Origin of the sequence: Paraburkholderia panacisoli (assembly GCF_008369935.1) — a bacterium.
Classification (GTDB): domain Bacteria; phylum Pseudomonadota; class Gammaproteobacteria; order Burkholderiales; family Burkholderiaceae; genus Paraburkholderia; species Paraburkholderia panacisoli.
The window spans coordinates 47,661-69,553 of record NZ_VTUZ01000050.1; the positions used below are offsets into that span (position 1 = coordinate 47,661).

Genomic DNA, 21,893 nt, shown 5'->3' on the forward strand with positions numbered 1-21,893 from the left:
ATGAGTGAGCTCATCACGCTGCCGCTGAAGGACCCGGGCCTGCTGCGTCAGGCAATGTTGATCGATGGCGAATGGGTGCAGGCCGATAGCGGCCAGATGCTGGAGGTGCGCAACCCTGCCACGGGCGAGCTCGTGGCGTGCGTGCCCAATGGGGGCGCAGACGAGACGCGGCGCGCGATCGCCGCGGCCGAGCGGGCCATGCGGGGCTGGCGCAAGACCTTGCCGAAGGACCGCGCGAAGGTGTTGCGCACGTTCTACGACCTGATGCTGGCCAACATCGATGACCTCGCAGTCATCATGACGGCGGAGCAGGGCAAGCCCCTCGTCGAATCGCGTGGCGAAATTCTGTATGCGGCGGGCTTCATCGAGTGGTTTGCGGAGGAGGCGAAACGGGTCTATGGCGACATCATTCCGCAGAACGTCGACGGCCGTCGCATCCTCGTGCAGAAAGGGCCGATCGGCGTTTTCGCGGCCATCACGCCATGGAATTTTCCGTCCGCGATGATCACCCGCAAGGCCGGCCCTGGCTGGGCCGTCGGCTGCGCCGGTGTCATCAAGCCGGCGAGCCAGACACCGCTGTCTGCCTTGGCGCTGGCCGTCCTTGCTGAGCGCGCTGGTCTGCCACGGGGCGTGTGCAACGTCGTGACCGGCTCTGCCCGTGCAATCGGTGGCGAGCTCACCGCGAGTCCAGTCGTGCGCAAGCTGTCGTTCACGGGTTCGACCGAAGTCGGCGCGCAACTGCTCGCGCAGTGCGCACCTACCATCAAGAAGACCAGCATGGAACTGGGCGGCAATGCTCCGCTCATCGTCTTCGACGATGCGGACCTCGACGCCGCCGTAAAAGGAGCGATTGCCGCCAAGTATCGCAACGCGGGTCAGGCCTGCGTCGCGGCCAATCGCATCCTGGTGCAGTCAGGCATTTACGACGCATTCGCGCGCAAACTGGCTGACGCGTCCGCCGCGCTGAAGGTGGGCAACGGCATGGAGGCAAATGTGGTGCAGGGGCCGCTCATCAATGAGGACGCCGTTCTGAAGGTGGAAGAGCATATCGCCGATGCGATCTCCAAAGGCGCCCGTGTGCTTGCGGGTGGCAAGCGTCACGCTCTGGGCGGCTCCTTTTTCGAGCCTACGGTGCTGGCCGATGTTCCCGCAGACGCGCTGATCTTTCACGAAGAAACGTTTGGCCCCATTGCGCCGCTATTCCGCTTCGAAACGGAAGAAGAAGCGATTGCGCTCGCCAACGACACACCGTTCGGTCTCGCATCGTATGTGTTCGCTCGTGATGTAGGGCGGATCTTCCGGGTGGTCGATCAGCTTGAATTCGGTATGGTGGGTGTCAACGAGGGCTTGATCTCGACCGAGGTTGCGCCCTTTGGCGGTGTCAAGACGTCGGGCCTCGGTCGCGAGGGCTCGAAGTACGGTGTCGACGACTACGTCGAGATCAAATACGTGGCGCTGGGCGGCCTCTGAGCGACGCGTCAGCCGCAATAGGCGCCGCATGTTCGATGACCGGTCCCGATGTCGGGGCCGGTTGATGGCGCAAGGGGCGTGAGTGGGTCGACCGAAGCGGACGCGCGTCCCGAACTGGCGGTAATTAAGGCACGATGTGTCTTATAATTACGGTGATACCGTTCGGGACCGTCCGCCAAGCCCATGAAGACAAACGCTCAGCTTCCCGTATCCGCACCCGTCGCCGAGCGAGGCGTCGGCAGGCCGCGCAGTGAAGAGACCCGCACGCAGATTCTTGCGGCGACGGTCCGGCTGCTTCATACCAACACCATCCAGTCCATCTCCATTGAAGCAATCGCCAGAGAGGCAGGCGTCGGCAAGGCAACGATCTACCGCTGGTGGGATTCGAAAGCGCTCGTCGTAATCGATGCCTTCATGGAGCATCACATCGTCAAGACGCCAATGCCGCACGGCTTGCCGCCGGGTGACGCCATTGCGATGCATTTGATGTCGCTGATCCGCGAGTATGCGGGCTGGTCCGGGCGGATCGTCGCGCAGATCATTGCCGAGGGGCAGGCCGATCCCGCCGTTCTGCGCGAATTCCGCGAGCGCTTCCACTATGGTCGCCGGGCGCTGCTGCGGGAAATGCTCGAAGCATGGCGCAGTACTGCACGTATTCCTGTTCCGACCAATATCGAGACCCTGGGCGAACTCCTCTATGCGCCGGTCTACATGCGCCTGATGCTCGGCAATGGCCCGCTCGACGACCATTTTGCGCGTGAGCACATCAGCTACGTTTATACGCTGCTCGGTGTCGAGTTGCCGGACGTCGTGAAAGCCGGTGACCCACAGAAAAAGCAGAAACCTGCAGCGAGGAGGAACGCGGCCGCTGCGCGGTGAGTCGGTAGGCTGCCCTGCTGCGGATCGAAACGTATTTCCGGCGGAGATGAGCGGGTGCGGCGCAGGGCGGGTCGATCGTGCATCGGTGATCAGTGGCCGATGCACGCAGAACAATTAAGCCATCGTCTACTTCTGGCTCGTTCCCAACTGCGCGATTCGGGCTACTGTGCAGCCTCGGCAGAGGGGACCGGTGCAGCATGCGGACGACGCGCGGACTGCCAGAAACAGACGGCACTGGCTGTCGCCGCCACGACGATGGTCCAGCCGATGCTTTCATATCCCACGTGACGAGCCACCGCGCCGCCCAGGATTGGGCCGATCGCAGACCCAGTCATCGCCATGACGGGAGTCGCCGCCACGGCTCTTGTGGACCGGTCATTTCGCGCGAGAAAGGCAAATACGAACGTGTGAGTAAAGATCATCACGGTCGGGAAGATGATCGCCGCAAAAGCGTACAGGCTAAAAAACGTCGAGTGGGTGAGCGTGAAGCCGAGTGCGCCCTGCAGGACCGGCCCTGCGATCATGACCGCATGGGCCGACACTCTGCGCTCCAGCAGCGCGGCGAGCAGTCCCGGCAGGAGGTTGACCACGCCGATTGCAAGCAGCACGTTCATGATCTGGCCCGCGCCAAATCCATGGGCGAGACCAATCGGCTCGAGAAAGCTGAGCATCATCGAATGACTTAGCGTCAGCAGGCTGGTCCCGACCATGGCAAACCATACGCTACGAGACAGCCGCTCCGGTACGGCTGGCATGCCGTCGCGTGAAGCCGGCGCCGGGCGATCGGGAAAGCCGACCAGTCCAGCCAGGGCGGCAGTGAGCATGATCGCGCCCAGAATGAGAAAGGCAAACTGCCCGCCGAGCGTCGACACCATTCGTGGTACTCCACCCAGAAACGCCAGCGAGAGAACGCTAAGCGCCGTAAAACCGGCGGCAATCAGGCGATGTGGATTGGGGCTCGCGCCGATCGCGGAGTGAGTGAGAGAGAGCGCGCATCCGACCGCGAGTCCACCCGCGACATGCAGTGCAAGCAGAACGGGATAGTCCCGCGTCAGTGTCATGCAGAAGAACGCCGCTGCCGCAAGCGCAAATCCCGCGGGGGCGGCAATCGTGCCACGAATACGTCCTATCCGCGGTGAGATGAACAGACTGCTCGCGACCACCGCTCCGAGGAATGACGTGGCTAGCGCGCCGGCATTCTGGGGGTCCAGTCCGTAGTACCGGATCAGGACGATACCCACCCATACTGGTAGCGCGACGACATCGATCATGCCGGCGCAGTGACCCAGCACAAGGGAGCTCCGGCCTTTGAGGCCATCAATCGATCTGTTCATAGTGTCTCCAGGGGCTGAGCCCCCTTAATTTATATACGAAACGGATGGTATCGTTTATACATATAATAAGCGTGACTTCCGTTGCTGAAATTGGGTCAAACCCGAACGTCGACGGCTTCATCAAATGTTGTCGAAGCGAGCGCTGGCGGAGTTGCTTACGACGGCGTCGTGCCACTTTGGGATAGCAGAGGGCGATGAAAATTATGATACGAAGTGTATTATTATTTAGCACCACGTCTTGCGATCCGAAGCGCTGGTGGAATCGCTATGAAGCTGTCATGACAGCGCTGTTCAATGTTCATCAGTCTTGCCAATGAAAAGAGACATCCACGGTTCCGCTGCAGCGTTGCTCGCGCGCGGGGTTGGGCGGCCACGCAGCGAGGGCACACGTACGCAGATCCTCGCGGCGACCATCCGGCTGCTCGAAACCCGCACGGTCCAGTCGGTCTCGATCGAGGCGATTGCGAGGGAGGCGGGAGTGGGAAAGGCGACCATATATCGCTGGTGGGACTCCAAGGCGCTGGTCGTGATAGATGCCTTTATGGAGCACCACATAGTCAAAACGCCGATGCCGCGCAACCTGCCGCCGGGTCAGGCTATCGCATCGCATCTGGTGTCGCTGATTCACGAATATTCCGGCTGGTCCGGCCGGATCGTTGCGCAGATCATCGCCGAAGGCCAGCCCGATCTTGCGGTACTCCGCAAGTTCCGTGAGCGGTTCCATTACGGCCGCCGCGCGCTTGTCCGTGAAGTGCTCGAAGAATGGCGAGTGGTGGATCGCATACGCGCTCCCGAGAACATCGAGACCCTGGCGGAGCTCCTGTACGCGCCGGTGTACATGCGCCTGCTAACGGGTACTGGACCCCTCGACGACCGCTTCGCGCAGGAGCACATCAACTACGTCTACACGCTGCTCGGTGCGCAGGCGCCCGATCTTGCCGCACTGGGCGCGCTCACGTGCGGCACCCCGGCGGAAAGCCCGGTTGCCACACGCTAACGCGTGGTCGCGTCCGCTTGACGCGCTCAGATCCGCTGACGAAGGGGCCTGCCAGCTAGAAGTTGACCTGGTCAGCGCCTTTCAGGCCGAGCATCTGTCGTGCTTCATCTGGCGAGGCTACTTCAATGCCCAGTTCGTCGAGAATCCGGTGGATCTTGCGGACCTGGTCGGCGTTGCTGCGAGCGAGCTGCCCGCGCCCGATGTAAAGGCTGTCCTCCAGACCGACACGAATATTGCCGCCCATCACGCTCGCCATCGTTGCGATAGGCATCTGGTGCTTGCCGGCAGCGAGCACAGACCAGTGGTAGTCGTTGCCAAACAGGCGGTCGGCGGTTCGCTTCTGGTGAAGCAGATCCTCGACGTGTGCGCCCATTGCACCGCGCAGCCCAAATACCGTCTGCACGAATAGCGGTGGTTTGACGAGCCCTTTCTCGAGGAAGTACTGCAGCGTGTACAGATGGCCGACGTCATAGCATTCGAATTCAAAGCGCGTGCCGCCGGCGTTGCCGACGTGTTCCAGAATCCATTCGATGTCGTCGTAGGTGTTGCGGAAGATCAGCCCGCGCGTGCCTTTGAGAAAGGGCACTTCCCAGTCATGTTTCCACTCCCGCTCGCGCTCGGCCATCTCGGAGAGCACAAGGTTGATGGAGCCCATGTTCAGCGAGCACATCTCCGGCCGGAGTGCGCGACCTGCCGCGGCTCGATCCTCGATCGACATGTGCGGTCCGCCGCCGCCCGTCGAGATATTGATGATCGCGTCGGTCGACGACTTGATGGCAGGCACGAAGCGCCTGAAGATTTCAGGGTCGCCCGAGGGGCGACCATCGTCGGGATTGCGGGCGTGCAGGTGAATAATGGCGGCGCCGGCATCGGCGGCGGCGACTGACTCGGCCGCGATGTCCCCCGGCGTGACGGGAAGGAACTCGGACATTGACGGAGTGTGGGCTCCCCCCGTCACGGCACACGTAATGATTGCCTTGCTCACAGAGGCTCTCCTTCGATCAGATCAAGCAGCACGAACGCCATTCTGCAGGGCGTGCCGGAGCGGTTCGCCCAGCTGTGGTTGGTTGCCCGCTGGATCAAAACGTCGCCCGGGCGCATCAGCTTTTCTCCTTCGTCCAGCAGGGCCCAGATCTCGCCGTCAAGCACAAACGCGTAATCGAGCGACTCTGTCTTATGGAACCAGAAGTGCCGCGGGTTGCTGTTGTCGCGAACGCCGTTCGCATCGAGAAACTGCTTCAGCTGGGTCTCGTCGTACGTTTCATCGGGCGGGAAGTCGACGATGCGCAGCAGCGATCCGCCTCGCGAATGAAAGTCAAACGCGTGACCGGCTGGCGCGGGATCCGAGCCGGGCGCGCGCGCTTCGCCCGTTGCCCACAGTACATGGGCGACCGGCAGGCCGGGGCGGGCCGTCCTGTTCGGTGTTGCCGCATCGGATAGAAAGTAGGACTTCCCGTCCGCATTGGTGTCGGTAATGATCCGTCGCACGGGCGGATAATCATCGACCACCGCACTGCGTGCATCAACCTTGTCTGCCGTCATTTCCACTTTGTCTCCATTAACGAGTCGAGGCGTATCGTATATTTAAACGACGCAGCGGTGGTGTCAATAGGGACAAGACTCGGCATGCGCGCAGCAACTGACCTCTATTTCGGCTTGACAAAACAGAACGATACGTTCTGTAATTATGAAACCTGACTGCAAAGGAACGAGGGACAATGGACACACAAACGATCCGCGTGATGTGGTTCGTGCCGCCCCTGCTCGCGATGGTCGCGGCTCGGGACCAGAACGCCATAGTGACGCGGGCAACCCGCAACCGCTCGTCGGACGAGCAATTCCATGCGCTTGTCGCGGATGAGGTCGATGCGGTGGTGACGTCGATGGATAACGTCATCGGATGGAACCGGCGTTTGGGGCCGCAGGACTTGCGCGTTGTCGCACAGATCGAGCGGACCACGCCGCTGACACTGGTTGCGCGGTGCGGCCGGTCGAACGTGAGTTCGCTTCGGGGCGCTGACATCCTCGTCGACGCAACAGACAACGGCTTTGTCACGGCGTTGCGAGCGATGCTTGCTGATGCCGGGATTGGCGCTGATGAATATCGTCTGGTGCCCGCGGGAGGTGTTCAGGAAAGACTGGAGGCGCTACTGGCCCGGCAGGGTGTGGCCACGCTCCTGGGCCCTCCATTCGACGCGATGGCCCTGAAAGCAGGCTTTGTCAGGATTTCCAGCGTACAGGAAAGCTATCCCGAGTTCCCGGGCCAGGGAATCGTCATGCGTACGGACAACAGCCGGGCGCGTGAATTGGTCGGCGCGTGGCTGGAGGATCTGGAGAGAGCCCGGCAGGCGGTTCATACAAGTCCCGAACTGGCTCGCCAGGCAGTCGTTGCGACGGGTCTGCAAACAGCAGCGGCTGACGCAATGATTGCGCTCAATCCTGAGTCGTTACGTCCGACATCTGAAGGGGTGGCGCTTCTTGTTGCGCATCGCCAGGCGCTCGGTCTGGCAGGTCGGGATAGCCATTACGCGTCGCTCGTCGACGATTCACTGATTCGTGAACATATTGGAGAAAAGGCGTGAAGCCATATGCATTGGGGACATTCTCCGCGCAGGACGGTGTGCGGTTCGTTGGCTTTGTCATGAACGATCGCGTTGCGTCTCTGGAAGATCTCGCGGCGAAGCATGGCGACAGCATGCTTGCCAGTGCTTCCACTGTGCTTGAACTGCTCGAGAACTGGGATGCGAGCCGCGTGGCGCTTGAGCACCTTGCGAGCCGCATCCCGGTACAGGACGTCGACTGGCAAGAGCTTTCGGAGCTGCGCACGCATCCCGCAATCGACCTGCCACGTCAGATTTTCTGCACGGGCGCCAACTACCGCAAGCACGTCGTCGATCTGACGGTGGATGCCAAGGTCGGCCCCGAAGGGATGAATGACGCGCAACTGCGGCAGTGGGCAGAAAACATGCTCGATGAACGGGTCACGCGTGGTGAGCCCTATGCGTTCACCAAGCCTGTCTCCGCAGTTTCGGGAGCATTCGATCCGCTGGTACTGCCCGACACAACGACCCAACCTGACTGGGAACTCGAGTTGGCCGTTGTCATCGGCCGCGGTGGCTACCAGATTTCGCGCGACAACGCGCTCGATCACGTAGCGGGCTACACCATCGTCAATGACATATCCGCCCGCGATCTGATTCCCCGAACCGACTACAAGATGCTGGGCACCGACTGGTTGCGCTCGAAGGGACAGCCAGGCTTTCTGCCGCTGGGCCCGTACTTCGTTCCGAGCGCGTTCGTGCCGGATCCGCATCGGATGAAGATGCGGCTGACCGTCTCGGGGCAGGTCATGCAGGACGAAACGACAGCCGACATGCTGTTCGGCATCGAGAGGCAGATCGAATACATTTCGCGGTACTCGCGCTTGCTGCCAGGCGACATCATCTGCACGGGGTCGCCAGCCGGCAATGGCACGCACTACAACCGCTTCCTGCGTGAGGGCGACGTGATGGAGGCAGAGATTGAAGGTCTGGGCCGTCAACGCCAGGTTTGCACGGGAGCACGGCATGGCTGACATCTACGCAACGACTGATCGTGCAGCACAACCCGACAATCCGGATCGGGCCTTCATCGAGCAAGTCCTCACGGTCGGGCTGCGCGATGTGCCGCTCGAGATGAACCCGGCATTGAGGTGGCTTGGGGCGACCCTGCTGGGCGGTGCCAACGGCGCATTGTCGATCGGCTTTGCTGCGCCCCGTGAGTCCCTGCAGGGCAACGGCGTGGTGTCGGGCGGCGCGCTTTCATCGATGCTCGATCTTGCCATGGCGCTCACGTTGCTCTCCAGACTTCCTCACGGCCGCACCTGCGCCACCATCAGTCTCACGGTCAACATGCTCGAACCAGCGCATGCCGGCGCGTTCACCGTGGAAGCACGCGTGAAGCGGCTCGGCGGCCGTATAGCGTTCCTCGAGGCGGAGTTGTACGACGGAGCGGGGGCGCGCTGCGTTGCCAGTGCGACCGCGTCATTCGCCGTGTTCGACGTGCGCAACTGAGCAGGTCATTCCCGCGTCAGTCCCGTTTCCGCCGCATCTGTGCAATACGTCGTGAGCACGCGGTACACAGTGCCTCGCGGCTGTCATTGAGCGATATCCCTGGCCGTCCGCGCATTGACAAAACGATACGTTCAGTTTCATTATAGATGCCAGTTAATCTGTCACATGGAGAACGAAATGAAGCTGGGTCGGTTTGTGGTCGAAGGTCTGGATGGGCCGGTTCACCGCATCTGCATGGTGTTGCCGGAGCAGGGCCGCGTCATCGATCTGCGCGCGGCCGAGGCCCTGCGCTTGCAGGCGCAGGGCGCAACCCGCGAAGCCGCGTTGCGCTACGCGTCGGTGGTGTTTCCCGAAAGCATGTCGGCTGCCATCGCCCTCGGTCAACGCTTTCTCGACACCGCCGCCGAGGCGGCAGCGAAGTACGGTGACGACGCGTCGCTCGCGATGGACGGCCTGCACTGGGGCGCCGCCTGCGACCCGTCCGTCGTGCGTGACGGGCTGACGTTCTCGAAGCACATTCGACAGTTCCATGAGAGGATGAACATCAGCCCGACTCCGGCCCTTCTCGAAGTGCCCGGCTATTTCAAGGGCTCGCCGTGGACCGTCATCGGCCACGAAGCCGAGGTGCAATGGCCGATGCGCTCCGAGCGTTTGGACTATGAGCTCGAACTCGGCTGGGTCGTCGGCCGGCAGGCGCACAACATCACGCCGGAGGTCGCCCGTTCCTATCTGTTTGGCGTGACCATCTTCAATGACTTCAGCGCGCGCGATCTGCAGGGCAACGAGTTTGCGATTGGCATGGGCCCCACCAAAAGCAAGGACTTCGCTTACGGCATCGGTCCCTGGATCACCACTATCGATGAGTTTCCGCGGCTCGACAATATCCGCATGTCGGTGCGCGTGAACGGCGAGACGTGGGGCGAAGGCGATACGTCGGAGATGCTTTGGACACCGGAGGAACTGATCGCTTATGTCTCGCTGGGCGACCATGCACAGCCAGGTGATGTCATCGGCTCCGGGACCATGGGCAATGGTTCGGCGCTGGAGCTTGGACGCAGCGTGAAGCCCGGCGACGTGATCGAACTCGACGTATCGGGTGTCGGTGTATTGCGTAATCGCATCGCAAAGCGCGCGCAGGAAACCTGGTGGCCCGAGCGGCGCAGGCCGTTCATGTAAGCCGTTCGCAGCGCAGAAAGGATTTCACGCCATCGACATTACAATCGGCCGGACATGGAGAGACTGACGCATATCCGCAGTTTCAGCGGTGGTTGAAGCGATCCTTTCCGTCACTGAAATAAAGAGAGGAGACTCAGAATGAAAGGCAAACGCGTGCTGATCGTTGGTACCGGAATCGGTGGCGCGACGGCGGCTATCACACTCGCCCGGCAGGGGCTGAACGTTCACTGTATCGATATCAAGCCCGAGCGGCCGACCGCGGGCGCCGGCATCTGTTTGCTGCACAACACGATGCGGGCACTCGAGGGAATCGGCCTCGCCAAACCCTGTCTGGAAAGCGGCATGCCGTTTGCCGTTTTCAAGGAGTTCGATGACGCAGGGCATCTGCTGCACACGCACCCGGCGCCTCCCAGTTGCGGCATCCGCAGGCCGGAGCTTGCCCGTATTCTTGAGACCGCAGCGCAGGAAAGCGGCGCAGTGCTCGAGAAGGGCGTCACGGTACAGGATCTGACCGAGCGGGGCGAGCGCGTCGACGTTGAGTTCTCCGGCGGTCGCCAGGCTTCCTATGATCTGATCGTCGTCGCGGATGGCGTCTATTCAGGACTGCGAAAACGCGTCTTCGGTACGGGTTCCGAACCGCGCTTCGCCGGTCAAAGCGTGTGGCGCTTCAATGCACCGCGCCCTGCGGAAGCGGACGGATTCTGTCTCTACCGGACGGCCGCAGGCAAGGTGTTGGGTATTTTTCCGACCTCGCAGGAAAGCTGCTACATGTTCTACCTCGAAAGTAGCCGGGAGCCATTGCGGATCGCCGAAGATCGTTCGCATGTGCTGATCCGCGAGCGCCTCGCCGAATTCGACGCACCCGCGATACGCGATGCGCTCGATCGGATCACCGAACCGTCGCAGGTCATTTTCCGTCCCCTGGACATTACCTTGGTACCGGCTCCGTGGCATCGGGGGCGAGTGGTCCTGCTGGGGGATGCGGCGCACGCTCCGACGCCGCAGATGACGTCGGGCGCCGGCATGGCCGTGGAGGATGCCGTCGTGCTGGCGGAATGTCTGGCCAGCAGCAATTCCGTCGACGAGGCATTGGCGGGCTATGACAGCCGACGCTTCAGTCGGGTCAAAAGGATCTACGACGCTTCGCTGCAGCTTTGCCTGAACGAGCAGGAAGACCCGGCGGGCAACAAGGACCGGTCGGCCGCCCTGTTGCTGGAGACCTACCGCTATCTGGGCGAGTCCATCTAGGCCTGGACGGCGGGGTCGCGCGCGGCACTGCCGGAACCTGTCCTGCGCGATTCGCGTCCGGGCTGCGTCAGTACGTTTCGGCGGCTGCATGCATGGTCCGGCCGGCACATAGACATACACCCCGTATCGTATTTCACGAGACCGCTTCATCAAACTGGATAACTACGATGAAAATCCTGGGACCTGACACACTGGTTTTCGGAGTCGAAGACCTCGACAACTGCACACAGTTTCTCGTCGACTATGGACTGACACCGGCGGGCAATGGCAGATTTGAAGCCATCGATGGGACAGGCGTCGTCGTTCGCGCGAAAGACGACCCGTCGCTGCCGGCGTGGCCATTTCCAACATCGAACCAGTTGCGCAAGACCATTTACGGCGTGGCAGATCAGGCGACGCTCGATGAAATCGCGAGCGAACTGCGCAAAGACCGCGAGGTGAAAGTGCTGGCCGATGGCTCGCTCGAGTCCGTAGATGACATGGGTTTCGTGCTCGGCTTTCAGGTTACGGTAAGACGCGAGTCCGTGCTCCCGGCCGAATTGGTCAATGCGCCTGGCGACGCGCGACGTGGCGTGAATGTCACGGGTGCGCGCTCGGGTGGCGATGATGAGCCTCCGCGTCCCAGGACGCTGTCGCATGTCGTCTATTTCGTGCCGGATACGGAGAAGGCCGAGGCATTCTATGTAAAGCGGCTTCAATTCCGGCTGAGCGACAAGTTCATCGGAATGGGCCCGTTCCTGAGACCCGCCGGCACGCTCGATCACCACACGCTCTTCCTGATTCAGACACCACCGTTCATGCAGGGCTGCGAACATTTCACGTTCCACCTGGGCGGCCCCACGGAGGTAATGCGTGCCGGTAGCGCGTTCGCCGCCAAAGGGTACGAATCGTATTGGGGGCCGGGCCGACACCAGTTTGGTTCCAACTGGTTCTGGTATTTCAACTCGCCGTTCGCATGTCACATCGAATACGACGCCGACATGGACCTTCACGACGACTCGTGGGTGCCACGCGTCGCCCCCGCGCATGCCGATCTGGCGCAGGAGTTCCTGCTTCAATGGCGCGAGAAATGGGCGCCCGGTGGTCCGCGGCCATCCTCTGATCCAGGCCAGGCGTAATACGCGATGGAGGGCACCGGTGGTTCCCGTTGGATCCGTCTTTGCGAGCTTAGCGCGCTCCCACTGGTGGGAGCGCGCGGTTTCGATCTTCGGGGGCAGGGCGTTGACGACATCTTCGTCATTCGCCAGCACGCACTGTTACGTGGCTACTGGAATTCATGCCCGCACTGGCCTGGGGCGCCACTGCCATGGCGAAAGCACGCGTATCTCTGTCACGACATGAACTACATCGGGTGCCACGGACACGGTGCCAGATTCACGCTTGATGAGGGGCTATGCGTGCTCGGCCCATGCGTTGGGCAGAGGCTTGAATCCGTTGCTTTGCGGATCGAAGACGGAACGTATCTCAGCGTACTCTGCGCGAGCGATGATGTCCGAACCCATGTCGGACTGGGAGACTCTTTGTGACGATGAGGCAGGGCGGAGTGTGGGTAGGGTGATGGGTAGAAGGCGATCCGTAAGAGGGGGGGCAAACCTGGCGGGGGCATTCCGGCCGGCAGTGCGAGTCGGCTGCCTTCCGCCCAGTGGTGACATGGATTTTTGGGTAATTCGGATCCTTTTCATTTTAGTTGTGTGCCCCTCTGTCTCCCCCAAATCCCCGCAGGCATGACACAGGGTGGCGCGGTCGGGGAGTTGCGGAAGAACGCAGCGCCCGGCCGCGCAGCGCGCTCGATGCGAAGGCGCGGGTTCCTGGTGCCTCCCGTCACACAATGGTTTCGACGATTCGGCTAAGGATGACCGATGCCGTGGTCCATGAGCGCAATCCACGTCGCGCGACCGATGAACGGATCAGCGAATTGAAGGAATCGATCCGTGTCAATGACATCAAACAGATGGTCACCGTCAGCCGACGCGCGAGAATGCGCGTTGGCCAGTCAGAATTCCTGTATTGCGATTTTCTGTACGTCGACTGCGGCTAGCGTGATAGCCGAAGTCATAGCACACCGACGCCTATCCGGTTAGCGATGAGCGAGCCGGTGCGGCTTATGAGACAGTTCGACATACATTCGGCCGGGAGCCGTCGCTCGACTCGATCATCGGTTGACCTTCTGGTGTCGGCTTCGCTCGGAAACCTGCCCGATGACATATCAGTGCTTTTCGGCCATAGTTGACGTTCAGGTGCCGCTGCCCGTGGGGCAGCTTCAAGGCACTGTCCTGCCGTTCCCATCTCGGTATCCACGAATGTCAGATGCTGTTGTCAGCGAACGCGTACTCACGACCCCTCCCAGTCGTTCGGAGCTAATGCTCCGGTGTCCGTTGCGACCTCAGGACCGGACAGGCCGCCGATCGCGATCCTCGCCAATAATGCATGCCGAGACCGTTAAGCCGTTCGGTGGACCACACGCAAGCGTTCGACGAAGAACCGGCAGAGGTGGACACGGAAGCAGAAGCCTGGCGTTCGAGCGCAACTGCACTTGCACGGCCTGAGTGGACTGCGGGCAGTCGCGCAACGGCCTGCGTAACCTTTGAGGTGCGTTATCTGGTGCCGCCGTCGGCCGGCGCGGCGCAAACCTCGCCGCAGACTTTTGCTTCGAGCGTGACCTTAGCTACCGGCGCGCTTACGGACACTTTCGCAAGCGGCAGGCGCACCACGAATTCCGAACCCGTGCCAGTGCCTTCGGAGAAGGCCTCGACAGTGCCGCCATGGTCCGCAACGATCTCACGGACCACCGACAACCCGAGCCCGAGACCATTGACACCCAGCGCACGACCTACGAGGCCGCGCGCATACGGCTTGAAGATCGCCGCGAGCTCGCGCGGCGCGATGCCGACGCCACTGTCGCGCACGCTGATATAGCAGTAGCGCCCAGCGCGAGCCGCCATCACCGTGACGGTATCCGTTGCCGTGGAATATTTGAGCGCGTTCACCATCACGTTGACGAACACCTGCGTCAGCTTGCTGAAGTCGCCCTGCACCAGGAGTGACGCATCGCTTTCCGTCAGTTGAATAGGCGCATGCTCGGGGACACCCGCTTCGGCCACCTGAATGCAATGCACGAGCAGATCGTCGACGTTGACGTGCGCCGGATGCGCCGTCCGCGTGTCCGCGGCGAGTCCCGGTGGCGCCTCGCCTTCAGGCTCCGGCGGGCTCGCACGCTGCGCATGGGCGGGCGCCATCAACTGCTGGGCCAACTGACCCAGCAGGTTTGCTTGCCGCGACAGCAGCAGTGCATACCGCGTGAGCTGATCGTCGTGGCCATACTGCGTATTCAGCAGACGGGCAAGCAGGCCGAGCGGCGTAATTGCATTGCGAATCTCATGGCCGATCATCGGCCCGATAGCTGGTCGTTGACTTTCCTCGCCGGTCGGCTCGCTGACCGCGGAGACCTGCTGTCGCGCAACCGGTTCGGCCCGCCGGCCGACTTTCATGTTGGGCCGCTCCGCGGGTTCAGGAGGGGTCGGTGCGACCGTCGCATCGTGCAGGCGTTCGATTTCCCGGGTCTGAGCCGCGCGCAACTGCTGCACGCAGTACGTGCATAAACCGATGATCGGACGCGCGGCGAGCTGCTGTTTCAGCGTCGCTTCATAGTCAACGAGAGCGGCCCAATCGGTGTTTTCGTTGCAGACAGCGTCGCCCGCGACCCGCAGCCCTTCGAAGCCGCGCCCCAGCGCGTCGTTGATCGCCGCCGACCACAAGCTCACTGTGGCGCCGCCGTTGAAGCCTGCTTTAGGCGGTGCATACAGCTGCGCGCCATCGAGAATCTGCAACTGGCCGGAGTCAACGTATTCAGTGAGTGCGGGCGCCGCCCGCGTGAGCATATGGCGAGCTTTGTCCGGTCCCAGCAACGCCGGCGCGACCCATACGCCGGCTTCGCGATTGGCCAGTCCGGCGTGCAGGAATTTCGCCGTGACACTGAGTAATTCGCCTCGTGATTCGTAGAAGTGACACAGATGGGTGCCCCAGGAGATGGGGTCAAGCGAGGAAAAACCGCTTTTACGAGTTCCGGTGGTCATCGTTTCCCTGAAAATACGTGGACCAAGAACCATCGCGCTAGTTGACGAAAGCGGTTGCGCGTTTGAAATGAATGTAACCGTACATGGCAGTCATATCCGGCAGTCGTGGACTGAGGGCAGGGAAGCGGAACCGCCGCCGTCGATTGGTTATGCCGGAATCAACAGAAGAACAAAATAAGGGACGGGCTCTTTTGGAAGAATAGTGGTTTCCCCTAGCCGCTTCCTGGTGTTGAAAAAGTGCATTCGTAATACGCATGTAGTGGCGGTAATGGCGGCGTGTCGACCATCCACTTCGCTGGCCACGTCCAGGCAATATCTCCCCGGTGCTGCCAGTCCACGCGACAACAAACCCCAAAGGAATAGCCGCTCGGGGTGGCATGAAACGCCGTACGCTTGGCATGCTGCGATGCATCCACTCACTTGGATATGAGTCGCCCGCGTCACATACTTTGACCTCAAGGGAACGCGGTCGGATAGCTATTCATGATCAGGACATATCGTGCAGTGCCAGAAGAGCGTCTGCATGCACAACGGCTGGCGAAACCTTAAATAGCCCTCAACCGAACCGTGTATACGTATGCTTTTCATTCTCCTATTAGAACGTCTCGACCGCTGGCTGCAAAATGCCCACGGGACCCGCTGTAATGAATACCTCGCAGCTTCGAAGGATATTGCCGAGCTTGAGCGCCGGATGACAGAGTGTGACGGTTAGCGCGGGTCGACGCCGGGCTTGGCCGCGTGCCGCCTGGTGCAATGCGCATCTACTTTCCCCGACGTTACATGGCCGCAATCGGCAGCCGGACTCTGCCCTTCGGCGATCGGTGGCAGTCGACCCCGCTCCTGTCGCACAGAACGACTTCTCGCAGGTCTGGTTTCAGATCGATCTGCAACGGCCGTCGAGGATGCGCGCCTGCACTGCGCGGCATTTAGACAACGCTTAAAATACCGCGTCATGGTTGGGCGGCGTTGGACCAACGCTGGCCTGGGTAGGCTCATACAAGCTAGCGGGCAGGGAGAGGATGAAAGACAGGGCAAGCGTTCTGTGCGTTCGGGACGACCGTATTCTGCTGGTTGCGAGGGAAAGGTCGCGATGGGCGCTACCGGGCGGAAGAATCCATCGGGACGAAGCGCCCCATGAAGCCGCGCTGCGGGAACTGGAAGAAGAAACCACGCTCGTCGCAGACGAACTAATGTATCTTTTCCAGTTTAACGGCTTCAACACGCAGCACCATGTCTTCTTTGCTGACGTGGGGCCTCACCTGACCGCACAGCCCAGCAACGAAATTGCGAAGTGCAGTTGGTTCGCGCCGGTCAAAATTGCGACGCTTTCCGCGAGTGTGCCTACGCGTGGCATCGTGGAGCTTTTCTTCCGACACATCGGCGTTGTGAGGCCGGACGACGCCCGGCGGATGTCGGAGCAGGTGGACCTGTTGACCCCATGAGCCGCACTTATCACTATCACGGATTCGACATTGAGGTGGCCGTCGAGACTGACTTTAGTTGGAAGGCCGCTCGCAGCGGGACAACCAGCGTCGGATTTGTGGCGGTCGTGAGGATCAGCAAGGCCGGTGCCTCTGTCGCCGTGTTCTCGCCGCTGCGTTTTGGCGAGTCCCAAGGCAAGCCATTTCTCAGTGAAGCCGATGCGCTCATGGGCGGCTATAGTGCGGGACGACGTATTGTCGATGACTTGTTCAATTCGTAACCCTGTGCTCAGATGCCCATGCCGCGCAGGAAACCTGGCATTCGTCCATCCGATTCCCGGCCGCTCTAGATGGCTGCCATGGCGCCATGATCGGCCATTCGGTGGTGCCGGACGACTGTCTCTTCGTGGCCGATAGCACCTTCGATGAGAGTTCCGCAGAGACGACGTTGGAGTCTTCAACGGCCGCTTTTCGGCGAGGTGGGTGAACCCGTACTACCGGCCACAACCGGCCGTTCAGCAAGCGAGCAAACCTGCCACTGGAATGGCTGCATTGCTCCGGAATGTGACGCACGATCCATGCGCGCAGTTAGTTCGGCTTAACCACATTCGGGCGTCTTCGTTCGTGAGGCGCCTTCTGGTTTTTTATTCGCTCTATTGGCCCCGAGTACTACGCGACCGATTTCGTGCGATCCTCACCTGATCCGAAGCATTTCGGTGACAGTAAGTTGACCCATTCCGATCAATGGCACGATCGGCGCCGGATACCGTGGGTCAAGCTTCCGCAACTCCACCCCTCCTGCACGGAGGGCCAGTATCGCGCATTTCTTCGCAAACAAATCCTTGCAGGTTTTCCGCTACAGAGACTACGGTACCTTTGTGCTCTTCTACCGTCTTGCCGCTGTAGGCAAATCGATGGCTGGCGGGATGCCACTTGTCAGGAGGGGATGCTGCTTCGCCAGCTGGTACCACGGCGAGTCTTGTCCAAGGCTCAAGCTTGCGATGACCCCGCTCTCCAGGCCGGTCTTCTGATTTGCGGCAGTCGATTCGGCCGCTAGCCGCCGGTCCGACTGGGTCGTCATGGGTCTCGCGGCCGCCGCGGCGCGCGCCATCGTCTTTACGGAGGTTGTCGATGTCGACACTGATCAAAGGGATGGCATCGTCCATCGACTCGCTGCTGCCCGAACTCGAGGCGATCTACAGGGATCTGCATCAGCATCCAGAATTGTCGATGCAGGAAGTCCGCACTGCGGGGATCGTTGCGAATTACGTAGAAAAGCTCGGTTATGAAGTCACGCGCGAAGTCGGCGCGACGGGCGTCGTGGCCGTTCTGCGCAACGGTGATGGTCCAATCGTGATGCTGCGCGCGGACATGGACGCGCTGCCGATGGCCGAAGCCACGGGGTTGCCGTACGCGAGCACCGTTCGAGCCAAAGATGAGGAGGGCGTCGAGGTTGGTGTCGCGCATTCGTGTGGACACGACATGCACGTGACGTGGCTCATGGGCATCGCGCGTCTGATGGCCGAGCATCGTGATGGCTGGCGCGGTACGCTGATGGCGGTCTTTCAACCCGGCGAGGAGGTGGCGCGTGGCGCACGCAGCATGATCGACGACGGCATGACGACGCGTTTCCCGAAACCCGACGTGATATTCGGGCAGCACGTGATGGTGGGCGCTGCGGGCACGGTCGGGTATCGAAGCGGCACGATTCTCTCTGCAGGCGACAGTCTCAAGGTCGAGCTCTTTGGTCGCGGCTCGCACGGTTCACAGCCACAAACTTCCATCGACCCGGTCATCATGGCGGCTTCGACGACGCTGCGTCTGCAGACGATCGTCTCACGTGAAATCTCACCGCGCGACAGCGCTGTACTGACCATTGGCGCGTTGCAAGCGGGTACGAAAGAAAACATCATCCCCGACGACGCGACGCTCAAGCTCAACATGCGCACTTTCGACGAAGACGTGCGTGAGTACATGCTCGGCGCAATCCGCCGCATTTGCTGTGCGGAATGCACAGCCTCCAATGCGCCACGCGAGCCTGAGTTCACGACGCTTTCGAGCTACCCGCTGACGATAAACGACGCGGAGACGAGCGAGCGCGTGCGCAAAGTTTTCGATACACACTTCGGCGAGCGTGCCTACGAAACTCTGCCGGCGGCGGCAAGCGAGGACTTCAGCATTTTCGGACGCGAATGGGGCGTTCCGTATGCATTCTGGTTCATCGGCGGGACGGATCCAGACTTGTTCCAAAAGGCGGTGGAAGAGAAAAAGCTCAACGAGATTCCAAGCAACCATTCGCCGAAGTTCGCTCCGGTGCTCGACGGCACGCTGCGTACGGGCTTGGAGGCGATGCTATGCGCGGCGGGAGCGTGGCTGAGCAAGGGAGACGTATCGGCGTGAATTCGCACGCCGCCTATCTCGCGCTCGATCTGATCGGGACATTCGCGTTCGCCATCAGCGGAGCCGTCGCCGCGCGGCAAAGGCGACTCGACCTGTTCGGCATCGTGTCCGTCGCCTTCATGGTGGCGTGCGGTGGCGGAATCGTGCGCGATGTCTGCATTGGCGCGATTCCGCCGGCGGGACTTTCGAACTGGCGCTATCTGGTCGCTGCGCTGCTCGCGTCCGTGATCGCGATTCTCGCGTACGCGCCTGTCCGCCGTCTGCGACAGCCCGTCCTTTTTTCGATGCGATCGGGCTCGGCCTATTCGCGGCGGCCGGTGCGCAAAAGACCCTGAGCTTTGGGCATAACACGGAACTCGCTATTTTGCTAGGGATCGTGAGCGCGGTCGGTGGCGGTGTCATGCGTGACATTGCGCTTTCTCGTCTGCCGGCCATCCTGGATCGCGAAATCTATGCGTCGGCCGCGCTTGTCGGCGCGAGCGCGCAGGTTCTATTCTCCTACGCGCACTGGACGCAATGGTGGACGCCATGGTTGGCCACTTTCCTGTGCGTCGCAATTCGGCTCGCTTCGCTTCGTTTCGGCTGGCGCTTGCCGGTGTTTCGTCGGCGAGGCGCCAGTGGGATTCGCGACGACGAATAGGCGTGCCGCGGCACGGCGACCTGTATGGGCCGCTGCGGCATACGAGCGCTTCAGGCGACGTCCACCCGATCTCGATGTGCACCGGGCTCCTGTTGCTTCAGCAGGTCCAGCGCGACGTCGATGATCATGTCCTCCTGGCCTCCGACCATTCTGCGTTCGCCCAGGTCGACGAAGACGTCGACCGTCTTGAGGCCGGCGGTTGACTTCCCACCTAAGATTTTCTTGTGATCGATAAGTGAGGGTTGTCGAGCATCAATGATCGGCGTTATCGTTGCCGCCATGACAAAGGAACGCAAAAACCAAAGAGAAATTCAGAAGGAAGCGACTCGACAGCGCATCCTTTCAACGGCGCTCGACTTGTTCGTTTCGCGCGGCTACGTGGTAACTACAGTCGATGACATTGCTGCCGCCGCCAAGACCACGCGCGTCACCTTCTACTCGCACTTCGAGTCGCGCCGCGAACTGATGCGCGCCTTGATACACGAACTCGACGGCATCCTTGAGCGGCGTGAGGAACCGGGTCGCAACTCCACCGCGAGCTTGCTAGTGGCGGTGGTGCGCGAAGGCTCACGCGAAAAACTTGGTGGCTGGCTGCGCGACCAGGCTGCGCGCTGGCCGTTGATCAAACCTTATGTGCTGGCGGCAACCGAGGCTTCCGCTGTCGATGCTGAAATGCGTGCGCTGCTTCGCGGCTGGATTGAAGAGGTGGTGGCAGACATACGCGAAGGTCTTGATGCAGCCAACCGCTATGAGCCGAACACGCGGCATTTCCGCGGTGAACTGGCCTTTGTCGCGCTCGACCAAACCGCGCTCTCATGGATGCGCGGCGATCTGGATTTGACCACCGAACCGGCGCTCGAGGTGCTGACCGAATTGTGGTGGAAATTGCTAGGCGCACCTTGATCCAGGGATTACCCTATCAAGGTATCCTTTGGCTTTACACTATGTAAAGCGAAATTGATAATGCAGGCCATGATCAACGACGTGGAGCATGGCCTGTGACTAGCGTCCCCCAATCCGGCATCGACCTTTGGGCCGACGATGTGCTCGTCGATCCGTACCCGGCCTATCGGGCCTTGCGCGAACTCGGCGAAGTCGTCTATCTCACGCACTCGAAACTCTACGCCCTGACCGGCTACGACGTTATCAAGGATGCGCTGGCCGATCCGACGCGATTTTCGTCCGCTCAAGGCGTCGGCTTCAACGACGGCGTGAACCGGGCTTTGCAGGGAACCTCGCTTGCTTCCGATCCGCCGGAGCACACCCCGCTGCGCGCTGCCCTTTCCGAGAACCTCACGCCACGGGCACTGCGTGGTCTAGGCGAGCAGATCAAGGCCAATGCGCAGGCACTTGTCGCCCGCCTGGTCAAGCGACCGTCCTTCGACGCGATCGACGACATCGCCCGGCGCTTTCCGATCGGGGTTGTCGCCGACCTCGTTGGCTTCCAGGGTGAGGCCAGGGCGAATATGCTCCGCTGGGGGCAGGCCGCGATGGAAGTTATCGGGCCGATGAATCAGCGCACTGCAGAGAATTTTCCCGTCGCGGGTGAACTTTATGGCCACTGCTCACAGATCACTCAGGACGCGCTCACCCCCGGCTCCGTCGGCTGGGGTGTCTTCGAGGCGGAGAGAAAAGGGATAGTTCCTGAAGGCGCCGCGCGCCACATCATCCACCAATATCTCGGCGCTGGCCTTGACACGACACTTGCCGCGATCGGCAACACCGTCGCTCTCTTCGGGCGCTTTCCCGAAGAGTTTGCCAAGGTTCGTGACGATCTCTCGCTGGTTCCCTCAGCGTTCAACGAGGTGCTGCGTTATTACTCGCCGGTCCATGTGTGGAGTCGCGTTGCGACGCAAGACGTGGAGGTGGGGAACGTGAAGATCCCGGGCGGCTCGCGCATTGCGATCATTCTGGGAGCAGGCAACCACGACCCGCGCCATTACAAGGACCCTGAAGTCTTCGACGTGACGCGCAACCCAATAGACCATCTCTCCTTTGGCTCAGGATTACCCACAAGTTAGCTGATCATGCTATTCGTTTTGCCTGAAGAGGCGATACATCTTCGTGATCTCATGCAGTGTCAGGAACCCGCGCCACATGACTGTGGGGCCGGGCGGGTGGTCATGCTTGCGATTCAGATAACCGCCGAGCATGGCGATCCACAGGACGGCCTGCCCCAGCGACGGAATTTGCTTTGGCGGTT

The 21,893-nt window shown here is 61.2% G+C and carries 18 protein-coding genes and 2 pseudogenes; 15 read left to right on the top strand and 5 right to left on the bottom strand.

The window, feature by feature from the left end; genetic code table 11:
* Both FVF58_RS42310 and FVF58_RS42315 read left to right on the top strand, forming a co-directional pair.
* Window positions 1-1,470 carry an NAD-dependent succinate-semialdehyde dehydrogenase gene (locus FVF58_RS42310; protein ID WP_149675588.1) on the top strand — a complete coding sequence of 490 codons (1,470 nt, stop codon included), beginning with the start codon at window positions 1-3 and terminating at the stop codon, window positions 1,468-1,470.
* A gap of 183 nt (window positions 1,471-1,653) precedes the next feature.
* On the top strand, window positions 1,654-2,349 hold the full coding sequence (locus tag FVF58_RS42315; RefSeq protein ID WP_149675589.1) for a TetR/AcrR family transcriptional regulator: 696 nt from the start codon (window positions 1,654-1,656) through the stop codon (window positions 2,347-2,349).
* A gap of 161 nt (window positions 2,350-2,510) precedes the next feature.
* On the opposite strand, the gene FVF58_RS42320 is transcribed toward FVF58_RS42315, so the two are convergent.
* A complete protein-coding gene (locus FVF58_RS42320) occupies window positions 2,511-3,683 on the bottom strand; it encodes an MFS transporter (RefSeq protein WP_246217450.1) in 1,173 nt (390 codons plus the stop codon).
* A 313-nt stretch (window positions 3,684-3,996) separates the two neighbouring features.
* Between FVF58_RS42320 and FVF58_RS42325 the strand changes: the two genes are divergently transcribed.
* Window positions 3,997-4,680, top strand: a complete 684-nt coding sequence (locus tag FVF58_RS42325; protein WP_149675590.1) for a TetR/AcrR family transcriptional regulator — start codon at window positions 3,997-3,999, stop codon at window positions 4,678-4,680.
* A 55-nt stretch (window positions 4,681-4,735) separates the two neighbouring features.
* Here the strand turns inward: FVF58_RS42325 and kce are convergent, their stop codons facing one another.
* Together kce and FVF58_RS42335 are read right to left on the bottom strand one after the other, a co-directional pair.
* A complete protein-coding gene (gene kce / locus FVF58_RS42330) occupies window positions 4,736-5,665 on the bottom strand; it encodes a 3,5-dioxohexanoate:acetyl-CoA acetone transferase (RefSeq protein ID WP_149675591.1) in 930 nt (309 codons plus the stop codon).
* Window positions 5,662-6,222 (bottom strand): cupin domain-containing protein, encoded by a 561-nt coding sequence (locus FVF58_RS42335; protein ID WP_149675603.1) that lies wholly within the window; start codon window positions 6,220-6,222, stop codon window positions 5,662-5,664. The genes kce and FVF58_RS42335 overlap by 4 nt, the downstream gene beginning before the upstream one ends.
* Window positions 6,223-6,398: 176 nt before the next feature.
* Here FVF58_RS42335 and FVF58_RS42340 point away from each other — a divergent pair, with 176 nt between their 5' ends.
* The 6 genes from FVF58_RS42340 (at window position 6,399) to FVF58_RS42365 (ending at window position 12,274) form a co-directional block, all read left to right on the top strand.
* The gene (locus FVF58_RS42340; RefSeq protein ID WP_149675592.1) at window positions 6,399-7,262 is read left to right on the top strand and encodes an ABC transporter substrate-binding protein; all 864 of its coding nucleotides are present in this window, start codon (window positions 6,399-6,401) and stop codon (window positions 7,260-7,262) included.
* Complete coding sequence (locus tag FVF58_RS42345; RefSeq protein WP_223191211.1) at window positions 7,259-8,254, top strand: fumarylacetoacetate hydrolase family protein; 996 nt, start codon at window positions 7,259-7,261, stop codon at window positions 8,252-8,254. The genes FVF58_RS42340 and FVF58_RS42345 overlap by 4 nt, the downstream gene beginning before the upstream one ends.
* Window positions 8,247-8,732: a PaaI family thioesterase gene (locus tag FVF58_RS42350; RefSeq protein ID WP_149675593.1), complete on the top strand. Its 486-nt coding sequence runs from the start codon at window positions 8,247-8,249 to the stop codon at window positions 8,730-8,732. Before FVF58_RS42345 ends, FVF58_RS42350 begins: the two co-directional genes overlap by 8 nt.
* Before the next feature lie 177 nt (window positions 8,733-8,909).
* Window positions 8,910-9,908: a fumarylacetoacetate hydrolase family protein gene (locus tag FVF58_RS42355; protein WP_246217451.1), complete on the top strand. Its 999-nt coding sequence runs from the start codon at window positions 8,910-8,912 to the stop codon at window positions 9,906-9,908.
* Window positions 9,909-10,046: 138 nt separating this feature from the next.
* Window positions 10,047-11,156, top strand: coding sequence for an FAD-dependent monooxygenase (locus FVF58_RS42360; protein ID WP_149675594.1), 1,110 nt, complete (start codon window positions 10,047-10,049; stop codon window positions 11,154-11,156).
* 167 nt (window positions 11,157-11,323) lie between these two features.
* The gene (locus tag FVF58_RS42365; protein WP_149675595.1) at window positions 11,324-12,274 is read left to right on the top strand and encodes a VOC family protein; all 951 of its coding nucleotides are present in this window, start codon (window positions 11,324-11,326) and stop codon (window positions 12,272-12,274) included.
* Window positions 12,275-13,750: 1,476 nt separating this feature from the next.
* Here the strand turns inward: FVF58_RS42365 and FVF58_RS42375 are convergent.
* Window positions 13,751-15,229, bottom strand: coding sequence for an MEDS domain-containing protein (locus tag FVF58_RS42375; RefSeq protein ID WP_188131116.1), 1,479 nt, complete (start codon window positions 15,227-15,229; stop codon window positions 13,751-13,753).
* Between the two features lie 1,019 nt (window positions 15,230-16,248).
* Here FVF58_RS42375 and FVF58_RS42380 point away from each other — a divergent pair.
* The 4 genes and pseudogenes from FVF58_RS42380 (at window position 16,249) to FVF58_RS42395 (ending at window position 19,690) form a co-directional block, all read left to right on the top strand.
* Complete coding sequence (locus FVF58_RS42380) at window positions 16,249-16,671, top strand: NUDIX hydrolase (protein ID WP_149675598.1); 423 nt, start codon at window positions 16,249-16,251, stop codon at window positions 16,669-16,671.
* Window positions 16,668-16,931, top strand: a complete 264-nt coding sequence (locus tag FVF58_RS42385; protein WP_149675599.1) for a hypothetical protein — start codon at window positions 16,668-16,670, stop codon at window positions 16,929-16,931. Before FVF58_RS42380 ends, FVF58_RS42385 begins: the two co-directional genes overlap by 4 nt.
* A gap of 850 nt (window positions 16,932-17,781) precedes the next feature.
* Complete coding sequence (locus FVF58_RS42390) at window positions 17,782-19,050, top strand: M20 family metallopeptidase (RefSeq protein ID WP_149675600.1); 1,269 nt, start codon at window positions 17,782-17,784, stop codon at window positions 19,048-19,050.
* Window positions 19,047-19,690, top strand: a pseudogene (locus FVF58_RS42395) (trimeric intracellular cation channel family protein). Before FVF58_RS42390 ends, FVF58_RS42395 begins: the two are co-directional and overlap by 4 nt.
* A 50-nt stretch (window positions 19,691-19,740) precedes the next feature.
* Here the strand turns inward: FVF58_RS42395 and FVF58_RS42400 are convergent.
* Window positions 19,741-19,887, bottom strand: a pseudogene (locus FVF58_RS42400) (hypothetical protein); the annotation flags it as partial.
* Between the two features lie 58 nt (window positions 19,888-19,945).
* On the opposite strand from FVF58_RS42400, the gene FVF58_RS42405 reads away from it, so the two are divergent.
* Both FVF58_RS42405 and FVF58_RS42410 read left to right on the top strand, forming a co-directional pair.
* Window positions 19,946-20,593: a TetR/AcrR family transcriptional regulator gene (locus FVF58_RS42405; RefSeq protein WP_246217452.1), complete on the top strand. Its 648-nt coding sequence runs from the start codon at window positions 19,946-19,948 to the stop codon at window positions 20,591-20,593.
* A gap of 95 nt (window positions 20,594-20,688) precedes the next feature.
* Complete coding sequence (locus tag FVF58_RS42410) at window positions 20,689-21,711, top strand: cytochrome P450 (RefSeq protein ID WP_246217453.1); 1,023 nt, start codon at window positions 20,689-20,691, stop codon at window positions 21,709-21,711.
* Window positions 21,712-21,893 lie beyond the last annotated feature (182 nt).